General features: G+C 36.8%; 18 protein-coding genes. 6 read left to right on the top strand and 12 right to left on the bottom strand.

The annotated features are described in order from the left end of the window. Positions 1 to 235: 235 nt before the first annotated feature. From G7Y56_RS06790 to G7Y56_RS06750, 9 genes are all read right to left on the bottom strand, one after another. Positions 236 to 1,207, bottom strand: coding sequence for a phospholipase A (locus G7Y56_RS06790; protein WP_165042134.1), 972 nt, complete (start codon positions 1,205 to 1,207; stop codon positions 236 to 238). An 8-nt stretch (positions 1,208 to 1,215) separates the two neighbouring features. Next, positions 1,216 to 1,695 (bottom strand): YkgJ family cysteine cluster protein, encoded by a 480-nt coding sequence (locus G7Y56_RS06785; RefSeq protein ID WP_165042132.1) that lies wholly within the window; start codon positions 1,693 to 1,695, stop codon positions 1,216 to 1,218. Next, positions 1,682 to 2,746, bottom strand: a complete 1,065-nt coding sequence (locus G7Y56_RS06780) for an asparaginase (protein ID WP_165026339.1) — start codon at positions 2,744 to 2,746, stop codon at positions 1,682 to 1,684. The genes G7Y56_RS06785 and G7Y56_RS06780 overlap by 14 nt, the downstream gene beginning before the upstream one ends. 43 nt (positions 2,747 to 2,789) lie before the next feature. After that, positions 2,790 to 3,455, bottom strand: a complete 666-nt coding sequence (locus tag G7Y56_RS06775) for a TatD family hydrolase (protein WP_255498663.1) — start codon at positions 3,453 to 3,455, stop codon at positions 2,790 to 2,792. Between the two features lie 72 nt (positions 3,456 to 3,527). Beyond that, positions 3,528 to 4,091 carry a GTP cyclohydrolase I FolE gene (gene folE, locus G7Y56_RS06770; protein WP_165026345.1) on the bottom strand — a complete coding sequence of 188 codons (564 nt, stop codon included), beginning with the start codon at positions 4,089 to 4,091 and terminating at the stop codon, positions 3,528 to 3,530. A 123-nt stretch (positions 4,092 to 4,214) separates the two neighbouring features. Then, a complete protein-coding gene (locus G7Y56_RS06765; RefSeq protein ID WP_165042130.1) occupies positions 4,215 to 4,721 on the bottom strand; it encodes an SPOR domain-containing protein in 507 nt (168 codons plus the stop codon). Positions 4,722 to 4,797: 76 nt separating this feature from the next. Beyond that, entirely contained in the window at positions 4,798 to 5,553 is a 756-nt protein-coding gene (gene tpiA, locus G7Y56_RS06760) for a triose-phosphate isomerase (protein WP_165026350.1), read from the bottom strand. Positions 5,554 to 5,581: 28 nt separating this feature from the next. After that, entirely contained in the window at positions 5,582 to 6,916 is a 1,335-nt protein-coding gene (locus G7Y56_RS06755; protein WP_165042128.1) for a BT_3928 family protein, read from the bottom strand. A gap of 13 nt (positions 6,917 to 6,929) precedes the next feature. Continuing rightward, positions 6,930 to 7,481: a DUF1599 domain-containing protein gene (locus G7Y56_RS06750; protein WP_165042126.1), complete on the bottom strand. Its 552-nt coding sequence runs from the start codon at positions 7,479 to 7,481 to the stop codon at positions 6,930 to 6,932. Positions 7,482 to 7,812: 331 nt separating this feature from the next. Here G7Y56_RS06750 and G7Y56_RS06745 point away from each other — a divergent pair, with 331 nt between their 5' ends. Beyond that, positions 7,813 to 8,778, top strand: coding sequence for a hypothetical protein (locus tag G7Y56_RS06745; protein ID WP_165042124.1), 966 nt, complete (start codon positions 7,813 to 7,815; stop codon positions 8,776 to 8,778). A gap of 77 nt (positions 8,779 to 8,855) precedes the next feature. Here G7Y56_RS06745 and G7Y56_RS06740 read toward each other — a convergent pair whose 3' ends face one another. Together G7Y56_RS06740 and kdsB are read right to left on the bottom strand one after the other, a co-directional pair. Continuing rightward, a complete protein-coding gene (locus G7Y56_RS06740; protein ID WP_165042122.1) occupies positions 8,856 to 13,100 on the bottom strand; it encodes an acyl-CoA dehydratase activase in 4,245 nt (1,414 codons plus the stop codon). A 164-nt stretch (positions 13,101 to 13,264) separates the two neighbouring features. Next, positions 13,265 to 14,011, bottom strand: a complete 747-nt coding sequence (gene kdsB, locus G7Y56_RS06735) for a 3-deoxy-manno-octulosonate cytidylyltransferase (protein ID WP_165026364.1) — start codon at positions 14,009 to 14,011, stop codon at positions 13,265 to 13,267. A gap of 295 nt (positions 14,012 to 14,306) precedes the next feature. On the opposite strand from kdsB, the gene G7Y56_RS06730 reads away from it, so the two are divergent. From G7Y56_RS06730 to G7Y56_RS06710, 5 genes are all read left to right on the top strand, one after another. After that, positions 14,307 to 16,727: a TonB-dependent receptor domain-containing protein gene (locus G7Y56_RS06730; RefSeq protein WP_165042120.1), complete on the top strand. Its 2,421-nt coding sequence runs from the start codon at positions 14,307 to 14,309 to the stop codon at positions 16,725 to 16,727. A 17-nt stretch (positions 16,728 to 16,744) separates the two neighbouring features. Continuing rightward, positions 16,745 to 17,857, top strand: coding sequence for a glycoside hydrolase family protein (locus tag G7Y56_RS06725; RefSeq protein ID WP_221412143.1), 1,113 nt, complete (start codon positions 16,745 to 16,747; stop codon positions 17,855 to 17,857). A gap of 86 nt (positions 17,858 to 17,943) precedes the next feature. Beyond that, entirely contained in the window at positions 17,944 to 18,321 is a 378-nt protein-coding gene (locus G7Y56_RS06720; RefSeq protein ID WP_165042118.1) for a 2-amino-4-hydroxy-6-hydroxymethyldihydropteridine diphosphokinase, read from the top strand. A gap of 634 nt (positions 18,322 to 18,955) precedes the next feature. Further along, entirely contained in the window at positions 18,956 to 21,904 is a 2,949-nt protein-coding gene (locus tag G7Y56_RS06715; RefSeq protein ID WP_165042117.1) for a SusC/RagA family TonB-linked outer membrane protein, read from the top strand. Between the two features lie 21 nt (positions 21,905 to 21,925). After that, positions 21,926 to 23,629 (top strand): RagB/SusD family nutrient uptake outer membrane protein, encoded by a 1,704-nt coding sequence (locus G7Y56_RS06710; protein ID WP_165042115.1) that lies wholly within the window; start codon positions 21,926 to 21,928, stop codon positions 23,627 to 23,629. Positions 23,630 to 23,720: 91 nt separating this feature from the next. Here G7Y56_RS06710 and G7Y56_RS06705 read toward each other — a convergent pair whose 3' ends face one another. Continuing rightward, positions 23,721 to 25,112, bottom strand: coding sequence for a DUF6056 family protein (locus G7Y56_RS06705; RefSeq protein ID WP_255498662.1), 1,392 nt, complete (start codon positions 25,110 to 25,112; stop codon positions 23,721 to 23,723). Between the last annotated feature and the right edge of the window lie 23 nt (positions 25,113 to 25,135).

The following is a 25,135-nucleotide window of genomic DNA, read 5'->3' as shown; positions in this document are numbered from 1 at the left end:
GTATTGAACGAATCAATACATAATTCCCTTGTACTACTCTTTATTGTTTATTGTTATCATTTAGTCAAAGATCGCTTCTTTTTTTATCAACTTCATGCGCTGCGTTCAGCGGTGAAGCGGGTGCAAAAGTAGAAAACTTTTAATTATACTCCAAATGTTTTATGAACTTATTTTGAAAATAATTAATGGGAAATATCTAAATACCTAGTATGAAAGGTGTTGGGAAATACAGAAATCAATACATATTAAGAAAATCAGGTCTGATAACGATACCTAAACGGATTCTTTGTCGGTACTCATTGTAAAATAACAAAGACTCACCATACCCATCATAATACTCAAGGAAGAGGTATTGATTATCATCACTAAATAATCTAATCGAAAAATTGAGTATAATATTGGCATTTAAATTGGCACCCCCACGTTTTACAACAACACAGCTCGCATTATATTTCTTTTTAGCGCTCGAATATTCCATTCCCATTTGACCCCATCCGGCATAATGAACGATATCTTTATTATTTTCACTGTCTACGATAGGTACCCATGCTTTAGAATGAAATGTCCAGCGATCATCCAAATTGAAGGTTGCTCCAAATGTCACTTTATTCCAGCTTCGAGAATCAAGACCATCTTTCCCATTCGATTCATGTTCGAATTGGAAAGAGAGAAGGCCTAAAAGCCTGTTATTATACACAAGGGCTTTACCCAAACCAAGTGAAGGGTTAAAATTAAGATCCTGAAAGGGGAATGATTCCTGAAAAACACCCCAAAAAGCCTTTTGTGTGTAAGTCAGAAAGAAATAAGTCTTAAATGGTAATGTACTATTTGTTAACCGATGTCGGATACTAACTTGAAATTTAGCATCTGAATTGTATTCCGTGGGTTTCTGAAACAGTTCTGTCCCCACAACTATATAGTTATCTTTATATATACCAAAAGATGGCATTGCGTCCAATTGATTAATGATACTATCTGCATTGTTCAGCTTTCTCGATTCACCAAAAATGGAACTAACAAGCACTTGTGTTCCATGCTGTATAAAAGAGGGCTTAATGGAATCTTTATTACAATATAAATGCGAAATAGAATCCTCGCTATGTCTATATGGAGAAATAGAATCAAAATGACATTTTAAACTATCTTGAGAGTAAAGAGTATTGCTCACTGCTACTGATAGCATCAACAAAAAAAGTACTTTTTTCATTATTTATTTTACTTACTTATTAGCTGTGTCAACACTTCGAAAGCGATGGGGCATGTTGACGTATTTTTTACTGTTAGCTTATATATCTGGCTAAACTTTTTCCTGTCGGTATGAGGATATTCCCGACAAGCCTTTGGTCGAGATTCATATATCGAACAATAATTGTCCGGCATTAAAAACGGACAAGGCATAGTTTTAAAAACATAATCTCCATCTTCATCTATTCTCAAATAAGATGATACAACATCAGAAGGTTTTATTCTCAAAGCTTTTGCTATACGATCGATATCTTTATCGTAAATAGCGGGACCCAACAATTTACAACAATTGGCACATGAAAGACAGTCAATTGCAGATGATACCTCATCATGTAATTGATGGACAACATTATCCATTTTATCCAATCGTTTTTTGTTCTTTTTATAAAAAAGCAAAAAATCAGGCTTGGATTTCTCTGCTAATATTTGCAGATTATCATATTTTTTCATTCGCTCTATCTTCCGGTCGGGTTATTTCGCCTGCTAAAGGCACTCTCATTCTTACCTTGATTTCTTCTTTTCCGTAGTGATGACCAATAAGGAACATCAATTTTGTTATGGCCGCCTCTATTGTGGAGTCATAACCGCTGATAACACCAGCACGCAATAATTCTTGTCCGGTTTCGTAGATTTGCATATCAACACAGCCGATTTCACATTGGGTAATATTTAAAATAATTACTCCTCGCTTTACGGTCTCCCGTATCAAATCGAGAAACCATGCTGATAAAGGAGCGTTTCCGGAACCGTAAGTCTCGATTATAACGGCTTTTATTCCTTTAATATTTAAAATTGTTTCGACAGTCTGGCGATCAATTCCGGGGAATAATTTCAGTATTGCAATACGCCCATCTAAACGATAGTGGAAATATACTTTCTTTTCGTAATTAGGTTGCAATATGACTTTACGATCATATCTGATCTGAATACCTGACTTCCCTAAATTAGGATAATTGTATGACTTAAAAGCGTTAAAGTTATCTGCATTTACTTTGGTCGATCTGTTGCCTCTAATTAAATCGTTCTGAAAGAATATGCAAACCTCAGGCACAATCGGATTACCTATGGCATCCTTATCTGCAGCAATTTCAAGAGCTGTTATTAAATTTTCTTTTGCATCCGTACGAAGTTTACCAATAGGTAATTGGGCTCCTGTTAACACAATAGGTTTAGACAGATTCTCTATCATAAAACTTAGGGCAGAAGCGGTATACGACATAGTGTCTGTACCATGGAGAATCACAAATCCATCATAATCGTCATATTTGTCTTCAATGATTCTCACCATCTTGCGCCAATGATCGGGTGTTATCTCCGAAGAGTCTATTGCAGGAGAAAAAACAATATGATCTACCTGAAATTTAAATCTCTGTAGTTCAGGCAAGTTACTATTTAGGTGATCGAAATCGAAGGACTCAAGCGAGCCTGTCCCTGGATTCTCAACCATCCCGATTGTCCCCCCTGTATAGATCAATAAAATATGTGCATTTGCATCAATCATGTCTTATCTCTATTTACAACATGTAAAATTAATAAAATATACTTTACCTAAAAGTGCATTTTACATTATGCGCTATTATTGTTGACAATTTGTCAACAGTTATATTCAAAACTTCTGCTACCCTTTGATAGACTCCGTATATAGAAATTACTGATGTATCTGTCTCACAGAATAGAGAATCAGAAGGGATACTCTTTATTGTTTCGTCACTACACATCTCTCCTACCGACAGTTTAAATCCCAAAGCCGCCAATTGCTTAGCTTGCTCAGGTTTTCCTCTATACCCATGAATAATCCAAGGAATAGCTGTTTTATATTCTTTATATAATGCAATTAACTCGTCCCAAGCTTTTACACAATGTATTATCATGGGCTTATGTGTTTGGATAGCCAACTCTATTTGTCTACGGAACACATCCGTCTGGATAGCTAAATCTGCCCCTTGCAATTTATCTAAACCAGCTTCACCAATAGCAATGACTCGCTTATCTTGTGCAATTTCAGTCAAAAGTTGCAAATCAGACTCAGTATTCAAAGAATACCAGGGATGTACACCACAAGAAAAAAGACTATCTATATCCTCCTCTGCATTCTTGAAATCTTCTGGATATATATTCAATATATACCTAACATCATAGCCATTAACTACAGCTAAAGGCTTTTTATGTGTATGTACATCGAATAACTCCATCCCAATTGCAATATTCATTAAACCAAAAAACGAGGAAATCTCTTTATCCGGACACCTCGTTTCAACTAGAACTCGATTTTGCCTTTAATATTATCGGATAAGATTAATAAATTCTTCTCTTGTTTTAGCCTGATTAAAAACACCTGTAAAATCGGATGTGGTAGTTGTTGAATTTTGTTTTTCTACACCACGCATCTGCATACACATATGCTGAGCTTCTATGACAACCATCACACCCAAAGGGTTTAGGGTATTTTGTATACACTCTTTTATTTGCAAAGTAAGACGTTCCTGCACTTGTAAACGACGGGCAAAAACATCTACTACTCGTGGAATTTTACTCAAACCTGTTATATAACCATTAGGAATGTAAGCTATATGCGCCTTACCCCAAAACGGAAGCATATGATGTTCGCACAGTGAGTAAAAATCTATATCTTTTACTATAACCATCTGGCTATAGTCTTCTTTGAATAAGGCTTTTCTCAAAATATCCTCAGGACTTTCATTATAGCCTTTTGTCAAAAACTGCATTGCTTTTGCAACTCTTACCGGAGTATCCAATAAACCTTCACGATTGGCATCTTCGCCTAAAAGATCTATGATTTTTTTATAATGTACCGCCAGTAAGTCTATATTTTTTTCTTCTTGCATTTATGAAGATTATTGAGGTCGGAGACCTATTTATTACTTTCCCTAGTCAATATCGTAATAAACGATTGAAAGCAGGAAAATCGTATTAAGTACTTTACTTAATCTATCCTAATAATTTTGTGGTTATTCTGTGGGCCGTTTTACAACATCCTGCACTACATATAACTCGCGCCCAAGAGATGGAAGTGTTTTTTTCATCTCGCTAAGAGTTGCTTCCGCATCCTCTCTGCTTAGAAAATTCCCCACACGGAGACGCCAAACAGGAGCATTATATGTAATTACAGTTTCCAGTTCTGGATAAGCAGCTCTTATCTGAGCCTGTTTTGATTCAGCCTCTTGCTTCGATCTCTTCTGGTTGTTACCTGAATAAGCCTGAATTTTAAAACCTCTGACTTTCACGAAGTTTGTAGACGAACCTAAGCTACCGCTATTGTCAGAACTTGTGCTGGCAGAAGCAATATGATGTACACCAACTAACTTCTGAATAGATTCATCCTGCAATACTTTAACATTCCCTTGTCCACTCTTAGATGTATTCAAATCATCAATAATAGTTTTTTGACCATTCTGAGCCAAAACTATTCCCGATAAGAAGAAAAGGGCGAAGAAAATATAAAGATTTTTTTTCATGTTATTTATCTCTAAATAATAAAAACGTAGCGGGTATGTATTAAATACCCGCAACATTAATATCTGATATTTTTAATTAGAATCCTTCAATAACAGGGATAAATTTGTCAACTTCGAGAGAAGCGCCACCAATCAATCCACCATCGATATCAGGACAGCTGAATAGTTCTTTAGCATTACCACCATTAGCGCTACCACCATAAAGAATAGATGTATTATCTGCAACTTCCTGGCTGTATTTATCAGCTATAGTTTTACGGATATATGCATGAATTTCTTGTGCTTGAGCAGATGTAGCTGTTAAGCCTGTACCAATGGCCCAAACAGGTTCGTATGCGATTACGATTTTAGAAAACTCATCGGCTGAAAGATCGAATAATGCTGCTACGATTTGTTTTTTAACAACATCGAAGTGTACATTGCTTTCTCTTTCTTCTTTAGTTTCGCCAATACAAAAAATTGGAGTAAGACCATTTGCAAGAGCCAATAAAACTTTTTCTTTCAAAATAGCATCTGTCTCACCATAATAAGCACGACGTTCAGAATGGCCTAGTATTACATATTTAGCTCCTGTAGAAGCAATCATAGCAGCCGATGTTTCGCCTGTATATGCACCCGATGCTTTGTCTGCACAGTTTTGAGCTGCAATACCGATTTTTGTAGTATCAATAGCAGAAGCTACGCTAGCCAAATGAATAAAAGGAGTACTGATAACAACATCGCAATTGATAGTTTTTCCAGCTAGAGCAGCTTGTAAATCTTTAGCAAAAGCAACACCTTCTTGAAGGTTTTTATTCATTTTCCAGTTTCCTGCAACGATATTCTTTCTCATAATTTTAATATTATTTTATTGTAAAAAATTAATTAATTTCATCTTCATGCGATTCATCCACTTCTTTTTCTTTTCTTCTTCTGAAAAATAGCAGATCCATACCCTTTAGTCCCAACAAAGGTAATACAAATAGGGCACTTATATAAATCCAATTCTTTTTATCTTCATTTTTAGTATTTATTGGCTGACCATAGGACAATTGATCTATAGGTGCAGTCAAATCTTCTTCGGCAGGAACATTTATATCTGCCCATTTATTTATGATTACGCCATTCTTCAACAAAAGCAATCCCGGATTAGAACGTATTATCGTCTTCAGCGTTCGTTCGTCTGTATTACAGAAATTAAAATCTATGACATTTGTCTTCGCCCAAATCATAATATCATCAGGACCGGATGCCGTTAGACAGTAAAATTTGTACTGATGATCGTGGGCGTAATTCTCTACATCCTCAAAATTACTAAGGTAAGATTCATTCATTTCTGTCAGGGAAGGAGAGATCATGAGAAAAACATAGTCACTATCAGATAACACATCAGCTGTTATATCCGACTGGTCTACCAATTCTGTTTTACCCTGATTAAAAAACAATCTACTTATTGTAAAGTCTTTTATTAACGGAATTTCGCCTTCCGAAATAAGTTTCGTCTCCAGCCTCACATATGTCCATGTACTATCTTCCCATGGAGCATTTTGGTCAGTAAACTTTTCCTCCACGCCATTTTTAGCATATACCAAAATCATTTCTTCCTGGTGACCCTTACCCTCATCAACGCTCATCAGTTCGGGTATATTTGCGCCAATCTTGTATGGTCGAAAATCAAATATAGGGTCGAATAAATAGTTACGGAAAACAAATATGCTTATAAAAATAAGGATGTATAAGAAAGCCAGCCAATAAGTTTTACCCGTAAAAAAATTAGATATTCGCTCACGATGAAATATTATAAATATAGCACATGCCAGAAGTACTATATTCTTAAAGAACGTTTGCCAGTTCGTTATTATCAATGCATCTCCAAAACAGCCACAATCTTCTACGGGATTAGCAATAGCCAAATAGAGAGTAAGCGGAGTCATAAAGCACATGGTGAGTAATACTAACCGCGAATTCCAACGACGATAAATCCCAAATAGCATAAAAGCTCCCATCGCAAATTCGAATGCGCAAAGAAAAGCCGATACAGGTAATGCAAGAAATGAGAGTGAAGAAAGATGGAACGAGGATAGATAGTCCTCTATTTTATAAGCTGTACCAAATGGGTCTACAGCTTTAACAAACCCGGAGAAAATGAATGTAACCCCAATTATAATACGGGAAACCTCTACTAGGACTTTTGTTACAATATCTTTTTTACTCATAGACATAATTCTGTTAATCCTTAGTGTCGGGATACTCAAGCTTAATAAGCCCAAATAGTGAATAATTAATCATATCCATATAGTTGGCATCAACACCTTCTGATACGATAGTATGCCCATTATTCTCTTCTATCTGTTTTGTACGATAAATTTTTGTTAGAATAAGATCTGTATATGAGCTAACACGCATCGAACGCCATGCCTCATCATAATCATGATTTTTAGCAAACATCAATTCTTTAGTTTGTGTCATGTGCTTATCATATAAAGCCAACACTTGCTCTTCATTAAGATCTACTGTATCCGAAAAGCCTAATTCTAATTGTATTAGTCCTATGATGCCGTAATTGACAATAGCTATAAATTCGGGCATAATACCCTCGTCTATAAGACTAATTCCTTTTTCTTCTATACTTCTTATACGTTTAGCTTTTATCAGAATCTGATCTGTAACAGATTGTGGACGAAGTATCCGCCACGATGCACCGTAGTCTTTTAGTTTTTTCGCAAAAAGGCTGCGACAAATGCCGATTACATGTTCAAATTGTTGCTTTGTATCTAACATAACTAAGTATCTCTATTTTTGAAATACAAAGGTAGGAAAAAAAATAATATGCCAATTGTTTAATCGATTGATATACTAAGTAAAATATGGAATCTAAAGATCATAATAATACCTTTCATAATATTTATATATCCAAGATGATAAATTACGACAATACTTACATTTAAGCGAATAATTAACCAATGATCACACTAATACAACTATTAAAAACTATATAATAGTTAATAAATGTTTAATTTAAACATAATTTAGTCTATTTAAACATCAAAATACTATTTTTAAAGATTGAAAATAGACAATTACTTTTTTAACAACTAAAACAAAACTACTTATGAAAAAATTATTTTTTTCTCTTTTTTCAGCAGCAATGCTTTTATCATGTAGCAGTAATTCTGAAGATGAACTAGTTCCCGACGGTGGAAATCAAAAAAGTTACCCCGTTACCCTGAATATTTCAGGTTTCAAATTAGAATCTACACCTCTCAAATCTTTCGACCCGGGTAGCGAAACTATGCCGATTACAAACTATTGCCAATATATAATCTACAAAGCAGATGGCAGTGTTTTAATGAGCGAAAGAATAATTCCCGATATAAAAAATATAGATAATAATGAAATTACAATAACAGAAGAACTACCTGCCGGCACATACACTATAGCAGTACTATCTGCACCGTATGCACCTATACCTGGAGAGCCTCTTTCTTTTCATACACACATAATTCCTTCAAATTTCAACACAGATTATTGCGGTGATAATAGTAGCATAACGGGATTAAAAAATAACACAAATATCTTTTTTGAAACAGTTGGTTGCACTGTAGATAGCAATTCGGGAGCAAATACATCTATGGATATAGTATTGAAACCGATGTGGTCGTTAATGGACATTAATGTTACCGATGCTGATAAATGTTATCTTCCTACAGGAACTACCCATATCTTGCTTTCTGTAACACCATTGACATCCGGATTTTATCTGAAAACAAAAAAATCATATTACAACCACTACCCGCATGCTCTTGATCTAATTGTACCTGTAAGTGAGTTCAGAGCAAACAATGGATTTGCTAATATACCAATAAGCCAAACTAATAATGCTACAGTTACTTTATGGTATATGGATTCCCCAATGTATGGTAATATGCTAGGTGAAAAAGTACTTTACAAGGGAGATATTGAAAACGCAAAGTATACCACACTTGTAGGTGAAATTGGTAGTGAGAAAAGCCAAGGCCAATCTTTCGGCATAACTGTTGCAAAACTTGAAACTGTTGAAATTCCATTTGCAGAATAATAAACGGAAGCTTAATAATATAAAAAGCGAGCTAATTTTACTTAGTTCGCTTTTTTTATTCAATATGTAAGAATCTTTTATATCATAAAATGCAAACGGTTTTGCAAATTAACCTCCGCAATACCACCATCTATATCCAGATACAAGATATTCATATTAGGATAAATTTCCTTGATTCGTTTCTCCACACCTTTAGCTACAATGTGATTAGCAATACAGCCAAACGGTTGAAGACACACCACCTTATTCACACCTTTACGCGCATAATGGGCTATCTCGCCGGGTATGAGCCATCCTTCACCAAACTGGTTAGATAAATTCAAGACTTCTGCCGCCGCTTCTGCTTTAGAGTAAATAGATTCGGACGCTTCATAGAATTTAAAATCCTTCAGAATTTTTTCCGACTTCTTTACTTTACTATTAATATACATCCATATAAGCGGCTTCAACGACTTCTCGAAAATAGTAGGCTCTTCCAATCCTATTTTTGCATTCACCTTGCTATTAACAAAGAATTGAAGCAGGAAATCTAATAAAGGAGGGGTAGACACTTCTACATCTTTCGACCGAAGCCACTCGGTTATATTCGATTGAGCATAATTATTATACTTCACAAATATCTCACCGATAAGTCCAACCTTAGAATATATTTTATCAAAGATAGGCACACTATTAAAGTCGGCGACAGCCTCTTTCAACAGGCGCATCAATGTTTTGGGATTATTTGCCCTTACAGCATCGATACCCCGCTCAATATAAAAATCGAATACGCCCAGCGACGAACCTTCTTTCTTTTCTCTTACCGAAATAGCACCGTGCATTTGCTGTAAGCCATCGCCATAGAGAACCAAAGGAATAGCGATTTTAGCAATCTTTTTCCAATCGAAGAAAAATTCACTCTCTCCATTCTGATATGTCTCTCCGGCACTTAGAGCAATGACAGGTATGTCATTAAATCCGGCATTAAACAATCCTGATTTAATCTGAGCAATGTAATTTGTCGCACGGCATTGCCCGCCCGTTTGTGTAATGGCAAGTACTACATCTTTGACATCGTACTGCCCCGATTGAAGCGTATTTATTATATCTCCTAATATTAGTGTCGATGGATAACAAACTTCATTATTACCATACATCAGACCTAAATCAGCAGATATTTTATTCGATTTTGGCAAGTTTTCGACTTTCAATCCAAGTAGTTCACCCAATGCAGGTGCAAATGGTGATAAAAAGTCAGCCAACCAAGGAATCAGAATCGTTTTACTCTTGTCTGATTTCTTATAAGGAACAGTATATGCTTCGTAAGAAGTCGAAGCTATTTGCGATGTAAATTTCGTAGCATTGAGCGATTCTACCAACGAACGAAGACGCAAGCGGATAGAACCCGGACTTGCAATCTCATCGATACGAAGAACTGTAATATTTTTACCTACTGCTTTCAAAATGTCGCGAGTCTCATCCATAAAGAATGAATCGGGACCGCAACCAAACGAATTCAACTGTACGAGTTGAACATTCTGAGGTAGTTTAGCTACTTCCATTGCAGCTTGCACTACACGGTTAGGATATGACCATTGTGATACAATATTCAACTTACCAAAACCTTTGCTTTCAGGCCTACGGAACACATCGTCAGTTAATACAATAACACCTAGATCTGATAAAATCTGTCCGATTTTTTGATGTATCAATGGGTCTGCATGATAAGGACGTCCGGCCACAACAAATACCAGTTCGCCACTCTCTACGGCTTTATCTAATAACTCTTGTTGGTAACTTAGCAATTCCTGTTTCAACCCATCTTTCACTACGACTGCCTTTTTGTAAGCAGCATCGAACACCGATTTAGAGACCCCTAATTCAGATATATAATTAAAACAGCCTTTATATAAAGCCTTATCACTACTAAAATTAATAACAGGATTATCGAACGCTATATCATATTTTGTCTGAGGATCGATCGAGCTTTTTATAACATCGGGATAACCACTCACCACAGGGCAGTTGAACGAGTTGGAAGCTCCACCGAATTCATTTTCTTCTTTTGGTACAAGCGGATAGAATATCCGATCTACCTTTTGTTCTATCAATGCCAGAACATGACCATGCACCAACTTAGCAGGGAAACAGATATTGTCCGACATCACCCCTCCTACTCCTTTTTGATAAAGGGGGAAAGTTGATTCAGGTGATAAACGAACATTATAACCACATTCTGACAATAATGTATGCCAAAAAGGGTAGTTATCAAACATGTTTAACACACGAGGGATACCAATAGTACGCCCACGCTCTATATTTTCAGCTTTTACAGGACGATCGAATAAGATGTCGTTCTTCTTGTCAAAAGCATTATAACCTTCTTTACGTGCAATATTCTTGTTGAAGAAAATCTTTTCGCATTTATTTCCGGCGTAACAGATATTCCCATTATCAAATTTGAAGCGTAGTACCGAACAAACATTTGTACAGCCTTTACACGTCAACTCTCTGCTATTGATAGTAGCAACATCAAACAAAGCCTCTTTTCCTAAAAATGAAGATTCGTTTTGCTTCTTATCCCATAGTCGCTGACCATAAAGAGCAGCACCTACGGCACCCATCAACTCAGGATGATCTGTCGAACTTACCGTCTTTCCCGATAGCATTTCCAAAGCACGATACACAGCATCGTTGCGGAAAGTACCACCTTGAACAACAATATGATCGCCTAACATATTCAGATTAGAAATCTTAAGTACTTTGAACAGGCAGTTTTTAACTACCGAATAAGCTAATCCCGCCGCAATATCGTCGTTCCCTGCATTTTCACGAAGCGATTGTTTAACTTTCGAGTTCATAAATACTGTACAGCGAGAACCCAGATCGCTTGGATATTTAGCTAAACAAGCCGCACGCACAAATTCAGATAATGGCATATTCAGCATCGATGCAAAGTTCTGTAAGAAAGATCCGCATCCTGCCGAACAAGCTTCATTCAATTCTATGTTCGAGATAAGTCCGTTATTGATAAATATCGATTTGATATCCTGACCGCCAATATCCAATACAAACGAAACATTGGGGTTTACATATTGTGCACCCGAAAGATGGGCGATAGTCTCAACGATACCATAATCTAAGCCTAACGCCGATTTTATTAAATCTTCGCCATAGCCTGTTGCTGCCGAAGAAAGGAATTTTACTTTTACACCCTTTTCTTCCGCTTCTTTATAAAATAGAGATACCCCTTCTATGACTTTCTTAAGGGGATTACCTTCGTTATTACCGTAAAACTTGTAGATAATGTTTGTATCTGCATCCATTACCACAATCTTGGTTGTAGTAGAACCCGAGTCTATACCAAGGAAACAATTCACGTTCTTTTCCTCGCCCAGATCCTTAAATTTGAGTTGCTTAACCTTACGATTGGCACTCCATTCTATATAATCTAATTCATCTTTAAATAAAGGATCAAGAGCATCACCTTGATTTGAAGTTGTAACAACTGATAGACGTTCTATCAAATCGTTTAGATCGAAAACATTCGCTTCCTCATCTTTATATAAAGCAGCACCCCATGCAGGAAAATACTCTCCGTTTTGAGGTACAATAAAATCTGAATCAGCTAATTTCAGTGTATTTTTAAATGCATCACGCAGTGCCGGGATAAAAGTCAGCGGTCCGCCAATGCATAATATCTTAGGTGTAATTTCGCAGCCGCGTGCCAAAGTCGTAACCGACTGTAAAGCAACTGCGTGTAATATGGATGCCGATATATCTGAAACAGGAATATTACGGCTTATCAGATTCTGAACATCTGTTTTGGCAAAAACGCCACAACGGGACGCTATTGGATAAATCTTGTCGAAAGTCAAGGCTTTTTCGCCCAGTTCGTTTATCGATATGTTCATCAGACTAGCCATCTGATCGATAAAAGCACCTGTACCACCGGCACAACTACCATTCATACGAATATCAGGATGTCTGCCTTCGGCAAAGAATACCATTTTAGCATCCTCTCCTCCTAAATCGACAAGTGTATGTGTATCTGCATAGGCATTTTTCACAACTTCTACGGCAGCTACAACTTCCTGAACGAAAGATATACCAACACGTTCTCCGATACCCATACCAGCCGAACCGGTTATATTCACACCAAAAGTAGCATCAGAAAATTGTTCGATAACCTCACGCAGGCCGTCTATTAGAGTCTGCTGAATGTTAGCTTGATGTCTGCGATAGGTTTTGTAGATTATTTGTAAATCGCTATCTAAAACTACAATTTTTACAGTTGTCGACCCGACATCAACTCCCATTTTATATTGTATCTTATTCTGCATATAGTCTGTTTTAACCCATGTCCTTAGTATAAATAACTAAAGAACAGAAAGTTTTGATATTATTAATATAGTTTAATCTGCAAATTTACGAAATTAACTTAGAATAAATCCGCATCAGTCATAGATAAAATTGATATTAAGATTAAATGAAACAACTCACAAAGTTACAACAACATGAATTTCAAAGCGTTGAATAAATCATCAGGAGTATCTATTCCAATTGTTTCTTCATAAGTATACCCAACACGTATACGATAACCAGCTTCTATCCAGCGCAGTTGCTCCAACGATTCTGCTTTTTCGAGGGAAGAAGGTGGCAATTGTGTAATTTCTTTCAACACATCCGAACGATAGGCATACATCCCGATATGTTTATAAAACGTATGCTTATCCAACCATTCGGTATGATGTACATCTCTTATATAAGGAATAATGGAACGGCTGAAATAAATTGCCTCATTATTGCTATTGATTGTTACTTTTGGCGAATTAGGATTAAATAAAGCATCAAACCCATCTTCTTTTTTGAAAGGCTTAACTAATGTAGCCAATTCGACATCTTTACTATCGAAACAGGCTTTAAGGCTTTCTATTTGCTGTGGTTGTATAAAAGGCTCATCACCCTGTACATTGATAACCACATCGAAACCCTCTCCTACCTTGGCATAAGCTTCATATATACGATCGGTACCACTACGATGCTCTGTAGATGTCATTACCGCTTTTCCGCCAAATGCCTCTACTGCATCAAATATGCGAATATCGTCTGTAGCGACCCAAACCTCATCTGTTGCTTTCTTCACCTGTTCGTAGACACGTTGTATCATAGGCTTTCCCGCCATGTCAGCCAAAGGCTTTCCCGGAAAACGAGTAGAAGCATATCTTGCCGGAATGATTACTATAAATTTCATATCGATTACCTGATTAAAAAGTATAAAACAAAGATAACTCTTATTTAAAAATAGAGATAACCTCTGTTGTATATTTATATCTATTTCAGAATAAATATTTTAACAATTTGTGTGAATATGATAGAATAAATATCATAATTCCAATATAAGCATTGTCATTCGATACATATCAATTTTATTTATATCCTTTGTCTTGATGCTCTGTTTTATAAAATATAATTACCTTTATGGGATATTCCTTTCGTAGAATTCTTCGTTTAGGAATTGAAATGTTAACTACGACCTATTACCATTTATGAAAAAAGCACGTATTGGATCTTTACTATCCATGCTATTTGTCAGTTTATCTATTCTAGCATCATCCGGCCCCAGAATTAAAGGACGATTAATAGAATCAGGGAAAAATACCCCTATCGAATTTGCAGATGTTGTACTCTCGAAGAAAGGAAAAACAACAGCTATTGCACACGCATACTCAGAAGAAAATGGACAATTCATATTGTCTGAAATAGAAGATGGCGAATATACGTTGATGGTCAGAGTAGTTGGTTATGATATATATACTAAAACACCTGTCACATTAACACCTGCAATTACAATATTAGACCTTGGTTCCATAGAGCTAATACCTCTGGAGAATGAATTGTCGGAAGTTGTAGTAGAAGCCGATAAAAGACAAGTTATATACAAACTGGATAAAAGAATTATTGATGCATCGGCTAACCTGATGGGAGCTGGTGGCTCTGCTGTCGATATACTCGAAAACACGCCATCGATAAGAATAGATGCAGAAGGCGAAGTAACGTTTCGGGGTAGTAGCGGATTTGACGTATTTGTTAACGGAAAAATCAGTATGTTATCAGGCACACAAGCACTACAACAGATACCGGCAGGGATGATAGAAAATATAGAAATAATTACAAATCCTTCGGCTCGACATGATACCGGTGGCGATGTCGGTATTATCAATCTTATTACGAAAAAAAATTATCAGCAGGGATTTAATGGCATGGTAAATGTATTTGGAAGTACAGCTTTATCCAATGGTCTGGATTTCATGCTCGCCAAACAAAATAAAAATCTCCAATGGTCTCTATCGGGAAGCTGGAATGAGCCTATTCGCAAAAGCCACTTCGATCAGGATAAAACAACGATTGTAGATGGCATCACAACCATATCTCATTCTAAAGGGCCTCGTAAAAGTATAACATACAATACTTTTATCAGAAACGGCTGGATCTACTCACTACCAAAAACAGCTCTAAATCTTGATCTGGAAATAGGATATAACAAAAAAACCCGCAAAGGGAATCTTGATTATACAGAGGTACGATCAGAGAATGGTAATATATTTGAAACAGGTGACGCCAACAGTAGAGATTATTACGATCTACACGCAACATATTATCAAGGTAATGTCGGATTTGATCATAGATTCAATGAAGACGGTCATAAGCTATCGGGGAGCTTTCTTCTAAGATACGAAGGTGATGCATTGGAATATTTCCAAAGCGACTTATTTGATAAGAACAACGAAAGGTTGCAAGGACATAGGGCATGGGAAGACGAACACAGATGGACTGTACAGGCAAATACCGATTATATTCTACCTTATAGCAAAACCGGAAAATTCGAGGGAGGCTATCAATACTTCTCCTATCTGGAGGATGGAGATTATAGCATGCAATTCTGGGATCCTGAGAAAAAAAAATTTTATTGGAGAGACGATATCTATAATACGTTCTATTTCCAACGCGGCATTCATTCCATATACGCGATGGGTTCAGACAGCTATAAAGCATTCGATCTTCAACTTGGCTTAAGAGGCGAACATACCCATCAGGTATTACGTAGTTCGATAGAAGGTTCGAACCGAACAGTCAATCGCTTCGAAGTATTCCCTTCTGTACATTTAGGGTATAACTTACCTAATAATCATAAGCTGATTTTTTCATATTCGTATCGCACCACGCGGCCTCAGCTATTTTACATGGAGCCATACATTACATACCGAGACTATTATACGGCTGAAATCGGTAATCCTGATATCCGCCCCGAATATATCCATTCGTACGAGCTCAATTATAAGAAGAACATTAATGAACATATCATATCATCGAGCTTGTTTTATCGATACCGAAAAGACAAAATAGAACGTCTGCGTGTGCCCTACTCAGCCGGTGTAACTTTAGACTCGATGGCCAATGTTGGCAACGATCGCTCTATGGGGATCGAATTAAACGGACAACTTAAAGCCACAAACAAATGGAATATCAATATCAATGGAAATATATACTACTATAAAGTTGAAAATAAATTTAAACTGGATGGCAAAAATGAAACCAGTACGAACTACGATATTACAATCAATAATTTGATCGATGTGCATAAAAACACACGTATCCAATTCGATGGAAACTTTGTAGGTCCTTCGGTTACCACTCAAGGGCGCTCTGACTCTTTTTGGTTTATGAATTTTGCTATCCGTCAACAGCTATTTCAACGTAAATTATTGTCAACCCTTTCTTTCAGGGATGTATTCAATACAGCCCGGTATAAGAGCGATATCAGAACAGCCAATCTGGAATCCGTTACGCATATACGTCCTCAATATCCCGTAATTATGCTCACTCTCAGCTATACTTTTAATAACTTCAAAAAGAAATCAGTTGATTCACGGGACAACCGTGATCTCTTTGAAGGAACCAATCATTAATATTATAAATCATAATTATGCCTATATCTCGTCGTAATTTCCTGAAAGCTGCCATGTGCGGCATTATAACACCCTCTGTACTATCATTAGCTGCAAACAACAGAATTCCGCACGAAGCATTTATAGACAAATTGCTTCCGGCTCCGGTAGGTGGCGGATTTTCAATGTCCGATTATTGGGTATGGGGTTCATCAGTCATCAAAGGAGAAGATGGTAAATACCACATGTTTGCCGACCGATGGGCTAAAGATTTAGGGTTTCAAGCATGGGTTACCAATTCGCAAGTGGCTCATGCAGTATCAGATACCCCCGAAGGTCCGTATACATTTGCCGATGTAGCCTTACCTGTAAGAGGTGCCGGATATTTCGATGGATTGGTAACGCATAATCCGAGAGTGATATTCTATAAAGGATTATATTATATTTATTACTTTGGTACTACATACGACTTTCCTGTACCAGAAGCAGGTGTAGCATGGGAAGACAGCTGGTTTGAACGAGCATGGATGAATAAGCGCATAGGTGTGGCATGGTCTAAATCGCTCTATGGCCCATGGAATAGATATAATAGTCCTGTCATAGAACCACGCCCCGGTAAATGGGATGCGACCATAACAACAAATCCATCACCCGTGGTGAATCCAAAAACAGGAAAGATTCTTTTAATGTATAAATCATCACCTATAAATTCCGCACCACCTTTATTACTAGGGGTTGCAGAAGCATCGGAACCGTATGGCGAATACAAACGACTTTCCGATAATCCGATATTTAGATTCGACACTGCTGCAAATAACGACAATGATGTGGAAGACCCTTTTGTATGGTATAATGGAAAAGGCTACGAACTGATAATGAAAGACCGCTTCGGTCACATCTGTGGAGAAGAAGGTGGTGGCGTACATGCCACATCAGCAAACGGGATAAACTGGAAACTGTCATCTCCTGTGAAAGCATACTCGCGAACAGTAAGATGGGATAATGGACAGACTACCCTTCAGGCAAATTTTGAACGCCCGTTTTTATTAATTGAGAATGGGAAACCAACTCATTTATTCGCTGCCACCGGTGAAGGTTCTCAACAGTGGCAATTCGATCGAACTTGGAATATGGTTATTCCTCTGAAATAAAACAGAAAACAAATTAGTATAAGAGCACTAAGAATTAAACCAAGATTAGTCCTATTTCAAAAATGGGGTGTATATTTGCATCCGTTATGAATAAAGCACTTATTTCTATCGGGTCTAACGAAAATAAAGAGATTAATATAGTCTCCTGCCAGCTTTTACTAAAAGAAATATTTAGTAAAATTATTTATTCTAAAACGTGCATAACTGCACCTTATGGAACAAACTATAAAACTGATTTTATTAATCAGCTGGCTGTTGTATCTACCGACAAAACAAAGGACGAAGTTTCATCTTTATTAAAATCATTAGAAATTAAGATGGGTAGAACACCCGATGATAAAAAAAAGGGTAAGGTCATAATAGATATTGATCTTATCACATGGAACAATGATATATTAAAACCAGAAGAAATGAATCGCAATTATATAAAAAATATCATATCAGAACTAAATACTTATCTATAAATTCAGACCCATACCCGCACCCATCCACAAATAGAGAATAAAACAAATCGTCTTATTAAAATAAAATAACAGAATATTAAATTTAACATATATTTTGCAATTATAAAGAAAATGTTGTTACCTTTGGAATCATTCAAACACTTTTTCTTATCATATTGATTTAATTTTAATAAACAGAATGACAGTTAACCTCACAAATAATCTAGTATCAAACCTCTTTTTTCCATCTGAAAATTTGGAGATTAGCTATGTTTTATTAGAGAGAGAGAGAGAGAGAGAGAGAGAGAGAGAGAGAGAGAGAGAGAGAGAGCACACAAACACACGCACGTATAATATAAGAATTTCGCTTCACGAAGCAATTTTTCACAAAAGTTTTATTGGTAAGACAATATATACCTCAAATAGCATCATATGTTATTTGGGTTTTTCCTGTTGCCTTAAAATTCCTCCCAATCGTATGGATCATCATTCTATATGTTAATCGAACCACAACCTAAATCTATTTCTATCATGTAAAAAAGAAGCTGCTACTATTCGTATTACGATAGTGCAGGTTTGAAATCGACAGATTCTAATCCAATCTCATTGTTTTAATTAAATCTAATTTAATCTCAATCGAAAAACACAATAAAATATGGAAATGAAAAAACACTTATTTCATATGCGCAAAAACTGCTTGGGAAAAGTATGTCTCATATTATTTCTACTAGCGGGATCAGTTAACCTATATGCGCAAAACCAAAAAATAAATATTTCAGGTATTATTAAAGATGAAACAGGAGTACCTCTTATTGGGGCTAATGTTACAGAGAAAGGAACAACTAACGGAACGATGACTGATGTAGAAGGGAATTTCAGTCTAAGTGTTAATAACCGAGGAACTATACAAATATCGTTCGTAGGTTACATTGCGCAAGAAATGCCGGTAAACGGTAAATCGACGTTCGATATAATATTAAAAGAAGACAGTAGAATTCTCGACGAAGTAATAGTTGTAGGTTATGGTAGTACTGTGAAAAAAGATCTGACGACTGCTGTTACAAGTGTTAGCAGCAAGGACTTTTTACAGGGAGCGGTAAATAGCCCTATGCAGATGATAGATGGAAAAGTTGCAGGTCTATCTATCTCTAATCCTGCGGCAGCCGATCCCAATAAAAATGCAGACATTCAAATTCGTGGTGCTTCATCGATGAAAGCAGGTAATAGTCCACTCATTGTTATTGATGGGATGCCGGGAGGAGACCTGCGAAATTTGGCTCAACAGGATATAGAATCAATCACCGTTCTTAAGGATGGATCAGCGGCAGCTATCTATGGTTCAAGAGCTGCTAATGGGGTTATCATGGTGCAAACAAAACAAGGTAAAGCCGGAAAAGTATCGATTACATATGATAGTTTTATAGAACATGATGCTGTAGCCAAACGTCCCGAAATACTATCGGCAGAAGAATTTGTTGCAAAAGGCAGAGCAAAGGACTGGGGTGCCAGAACCGACTGGTATAATGAACTACTTAATAAAAATAATTTCGGACAAAATCACAATATATCACTAGCAGGAGGTAGCGAAAGTTCTATATTTCGCATATCGGCCAATTACCGGACAAAAGAAGGGTTGGATATAGCTACAAACCGTGAGGAATACGGGCTAAGAGCGAGCTTTAAACAAACAACGCTGGAAGGTTTGCTTGAAGTAGGAGGAAACGTATCGTATCGTATTGCCGAGGAAGACTGGACGGACTATGCCGTATTTAAGCAGGCAGTCAAACTCAACCCAACAGTAGACAAAAATGAAATGAACTATTTTACAGGCCGCTACGACGAGTATAATCCGATAAAATGGCTTACAGAAAGAGAGAGGGGCGCCAGTTGGGAATACGCAACTATAGACTTCAATATAAAACTGAACCTTGCTAAAAATCTGAATACGGAGTTACAGCTAGGACGTCAGGGAATAAACAAAAAGCAACGTGAATATTACACCAAGAATCATAAAGAATCTATTGATAATAACCGTGGAGGACGTGCGCGTTTCGAACATGAAAGTTGGGTAGACTGGACTTTAGAGTGGATAGCGAACTATGCTTTCAAAGTTAACCAACATGATTTCAAAATTATGGGAGGATATTCTTATCAAGAATTTAATCGTGAAAAACTCATGGCCGAAAATGCCGACTTCCCTAGCGATGCTTTTACATACAATCAACTGCAAGCAGGAGCATGGAACAAAATTGCAGGACGACTGGGTATGGAATCTGAAAAAGACAAAGAAAAAACAACTGCTTTTCTAGGTCGTGTTAATTACAACTTCGATAATCAGTTTCTTGTTACCGCATCTCTCCGATACGAAGGTAATTCCAAATTCGGCACTGATAATAAATGGGGATATTTCCCGGCCGCATCTGCTGCATGGCGCTTTTCGAGATTGCCTGTCTTTGAGAATACTACATTTGTCGACGACTTGAAAGTTCGCTTTTCCTATGGACAGACCGGTCGTTCGGGATTTGATAAATATATAGCTTTATCGAAATATTCTCCGGCATCATATTCTTACGTCGATGGTAAATGGATACAAGTATATGGCCCCGGTAATAATCCGAATGCCAATCTGAAATGGGAGAAACAAATATCCTATAACTTAGGTCTGGATTACACACTATTCAATTCAAAATTGAGTGGTAGCATCGATGTTTTTATCAGAGATGGCCAAGATGTCATCGGAGACTATACATCCCCTGTACCACCTTATATATATTCAACTCTGGTAACAAATGTGGGAACCACACGCGACAAGGGAATAGAATTACAATTGAACTGGAATGCTGTTAAAACAAAAGATTTCTCATATTCGACCGCTCTTACAGCTTCATACATCAATTCTAAAATCAAATCCTTCTCCAGTGGAACATTTACCAAAGGATATGTTGATAGTGAAGGACTACCTTCACCGGGAAATCCGGGTGCACCCCAACGTCTTGCTGATGGAAAAGAAATAGGTTCATTCTATGGATATAGATATGCAGGTGTAGATGCCGACGGCAAGATTCTAATATATGAAGGGGGCAAGAAAAGTGGTAACACCGTATTAGCAGAACAAGCCAAAGATTCGGATAAAGCGTATCTTGGTAATGGATCGCCCGATTATGAACTGGCATGGTCTCATTCACTTGCATACAAAGAGTTTGATCTTAATTTCTTTTTCCGCGGTAAATTCGGTTTTCAAATACTGAATACTTATCAGATGTATTACGGTTTAGTTGCCGAACCGGAAGTGAATCTATTACAATCTGCCTATAATGATAACGCACACATAAAAGGAGGAAAAGTAATATGTGATTATTTTCTCGAAGATGGAAGTTATTTCAAACTAGATAATATCTCTCTCGGATGGACACCTAAAATTAAATCTAAATTTATATCTAATCTGAGACTTTATGGTACAGTAAGAAATGTATTTACAATTACTAAATATAGCGGACTCGATCCTACCACTGTTCCTACTGCCGGTCTATGGCCGGGAATAAGCTCGCTGGATGTATATCCGATTGCCCGAAACTTCTCTTTTGGTGTTCAGATAAGTTATTAATCGCCTTAAACTAATAATAGTATGAAAAAAATAAAAATATTATATCTGTTTTTAGTGTCGGTTGTACTAATGCCGTCATGTACAGATTTGACTGAAGAAGCATTTAGCGTAATTCCTACAGACAAATATTATACGGACAAGAACTCCGTTAATGCTGCCGTTATGCGTCCTTACGAACATGGCCATTGGTGTGGATGGGATGGTGATCGCTGGTATCTGCAAGAGCTTACAGCCGATCAATTCGTTTGGACACAAAAAGGTAAACATGGATGGGATGATGGACAATGGGTGCGCCTACATAGCCATACATGGGATAATCTTCAAGGTCAGATATATGGAAGCTGGACAGGTCCATACCAAGGTATAGGCTATATCAATAACACTTTGAATGACTTCAAAACATTCGATTTTAATGCAATTGGGGTAACCGATCAGGAAATTGCAGCATATTCTGCGGAACTGAGAGCTTTACGGGTTTGGTACTATACATTCCTAATCGATTTTTTCAGACATGTGCCTATCAGCGAAGATAACCTAACCATCAAGGGACAATCATCTCCTCAAGAGGTCTTTACATATATGGAAAACGAAATCAAAGAAATTTTACCTACTCTAAGTAAGGAACCGGCTATCGGCCGATTTGGCCAAGCCAGTGCAGCATCGTTATTGGTAAGAATGTATCTGAATGCCAAGGTATGGATAGGGATTGATCGTTACAGTGATTGTGCTACAATGGCTCAGGAAATTATTGATGGCAAATATGGAGCCTATACAATTGATACAGATTACCGAGGCCCATTTCAATCGTTCTATAATGGAAGAAGATCACCCGAAAATATTTTCGAATGGCCGCATGCTAATAACATATATGATGCAGGCTGGTTATATGATGCTTTTCACCACTATAAGACCCAGTATATAATGGATACACAATCCAGAGGGACATGGAATGGGGTGCATCTTGCTCCATCCAGAGATCTTGACGGTAATGTATATGATTATACATTGGGAAAACCATACGAAAAATTTGCAGATGGGGACTATCGTAAACAGAATTATGAGATTATTGACAAGGACGGAAATACTAAAGGTTTCTTCTTAATCGGACCTCAATACGAATTCGATCATACAAATGGATTTGGATACGACAAATCGAAACCCGTAACAGGTGCCGAAGAATGGACCGGGCAACAACTGGTATTCGTGGATCAAGTAGGGCGTTTTTCGGAAAAACCAGATGGAAGATGGAGCGAAGGTTCGCATGTTACTACCGGCGAAGAAAACTCAGGGGTACGCTTAGCTAAATTCGGGCCACTATCTCTTACCGCAGGTAAATATATGAATAACTCTATTGCTGAAATCAGGTTAGCTGAAATATATTATTCATTAGCCGAATGTAAATATAGGACAGGTGATAAAGCAGGAGCAGCAAAACTCCTGGACGCTGTCCGCAAGCGTAACTATCCCGACAGCGAATGGTCGAAATACAGCTATGTTACCAATTTATCGAAACTAACAGATCAGGAATTTATTGACGAGTTAGGACGCGAATTCCTTGGCGAACGCCATAGACGTACTGACCTAGTTCGTTGGGAACGTTTTAGTGATGCTTGGTGGGACAAGGGTATAGATAAAACAGACAAAGATTATGAAATATTTCCAATACCTTCTCGTGCTTTGAGTTCTAATCCTTTACTAAAACAAACAACTCGGGGCTGGGAATAAAATATAGCGTTTGTGATTAGTTAAAAAGGTAAAGAGGCTATTTCGATTTTTGTATTATCGGATAGTCTCTTTATTATATCTTTATCAGTGTTCAATATACTATATCTATAGGAGTTTCATAATATGCCGATATGGCAGGTGCCAAGAATTCGGTATCGCTTGTACCGAATTTTGATCGGCTTTCCAGATTTTCAAATATACAGGGTGTCTGAGATGCACTATTCTTTTCGATAATTTCTTTTCTCTCATTCCAGATATTATTGATTCTATTCACATCGAAAAAGCCTTCAATATAAAGTGCTGTAAACAATAATACAGAAAATAGAACTACAGATTGTTTAATCCGTCTCAATACAACTATCTGGCTATTTAAGCTATTAAAAATAATCCCTAAAGATATAATATTGAATGTCACTAAACCAAACCAAGCACGTGGTGGAAACTGCGGAGAAAAAATCATCACATAAACACTAACAAGTGCCCCAATTAAATATGTCAAATATAAAAATACAATCTTCTTATTAAGCACTTTGTCTTGAGAATTACTTAATAATAAGATAAGACATATTAATCCCAATAAATTCAGAGAACCTAATGTTTTTACCGTTTCTTTCGTATATGCTATAAAGTTGAGCATAACCCTCGACAAAGGTACTGGAAATTCGTCTCCAATGGTAGTGGAACGGACTATATTACCGGGAGCTTTAATCAATATTATATACCCTATAACCAATCCTATAAGTCCGATTATACTCCACAAAGGTATTTTCCACCTATTTGCTTTGTAATATAGAATAAACAAAATAACTATTATAATTAAACCTGTTACTGTATTCTCATTCGTCCAACCAGTAATAATACCTAGAATAAATATACCGATACATTTAGGGAAAGTATATCTAGCACCATTGTTATTGTACAAACGATAGAAAAGCAAAAAGAGGAGAATTATAACTGTACACCATAAATAATTAGCACTTCCTGTCAGCCAAAGGAGTGTTTCCCCTATATTAGGCTGAACTATCCAAACAAGACTGTTCACTAGAACCAATAATCCAATACTATGTTTACCACGGCCTATAATATGATAGTAAATAAGAAATGCATATAATACGTAGGCCAGCGAATTTAGAACATCGGCTGTTAAAGGATTGACCCATAACAACAGTTGAGCTATTACATGAGCAATAGTTCTTCCACCCCACCCGAAATAGTGATCATATTGAAAATCGACTATATCCAGAACTGTTTGTAAAAAACCTGTATTATACCTCACGGCCGATGAATAAGCAAAGTCATCCAGCACCATTGGTGTTTTGATATTGAGTATCAATGCACCACCTCCGAATATAAAAGCCACTAGGGATAAAAAGAGAATTGTTCTCTTTTTATCCCTAGTAAAGCTAGTAGTTATATCATCAAGAAAATATAATATTTTTCTTATAAAGTCTGAAAACTTATTTAACAATATAGAAAAATACATTTCAATATTTTTATTGGTATAGA

This window comes from Dysgonomonas sp. ZJ709, from assembly GCF_011039195.1.
In the GTDB taxonomy this organism is placed as follows: Bacteria; Bacteroidota; Bacteroidia; order Bacteroidales; family Dysgonomonadaceae; genus Dysgonomonas.
Note: the sequence above shows the minus strand (reverse complement) of the source record. Positions and strands in the feature narration are given on the sequence as shown.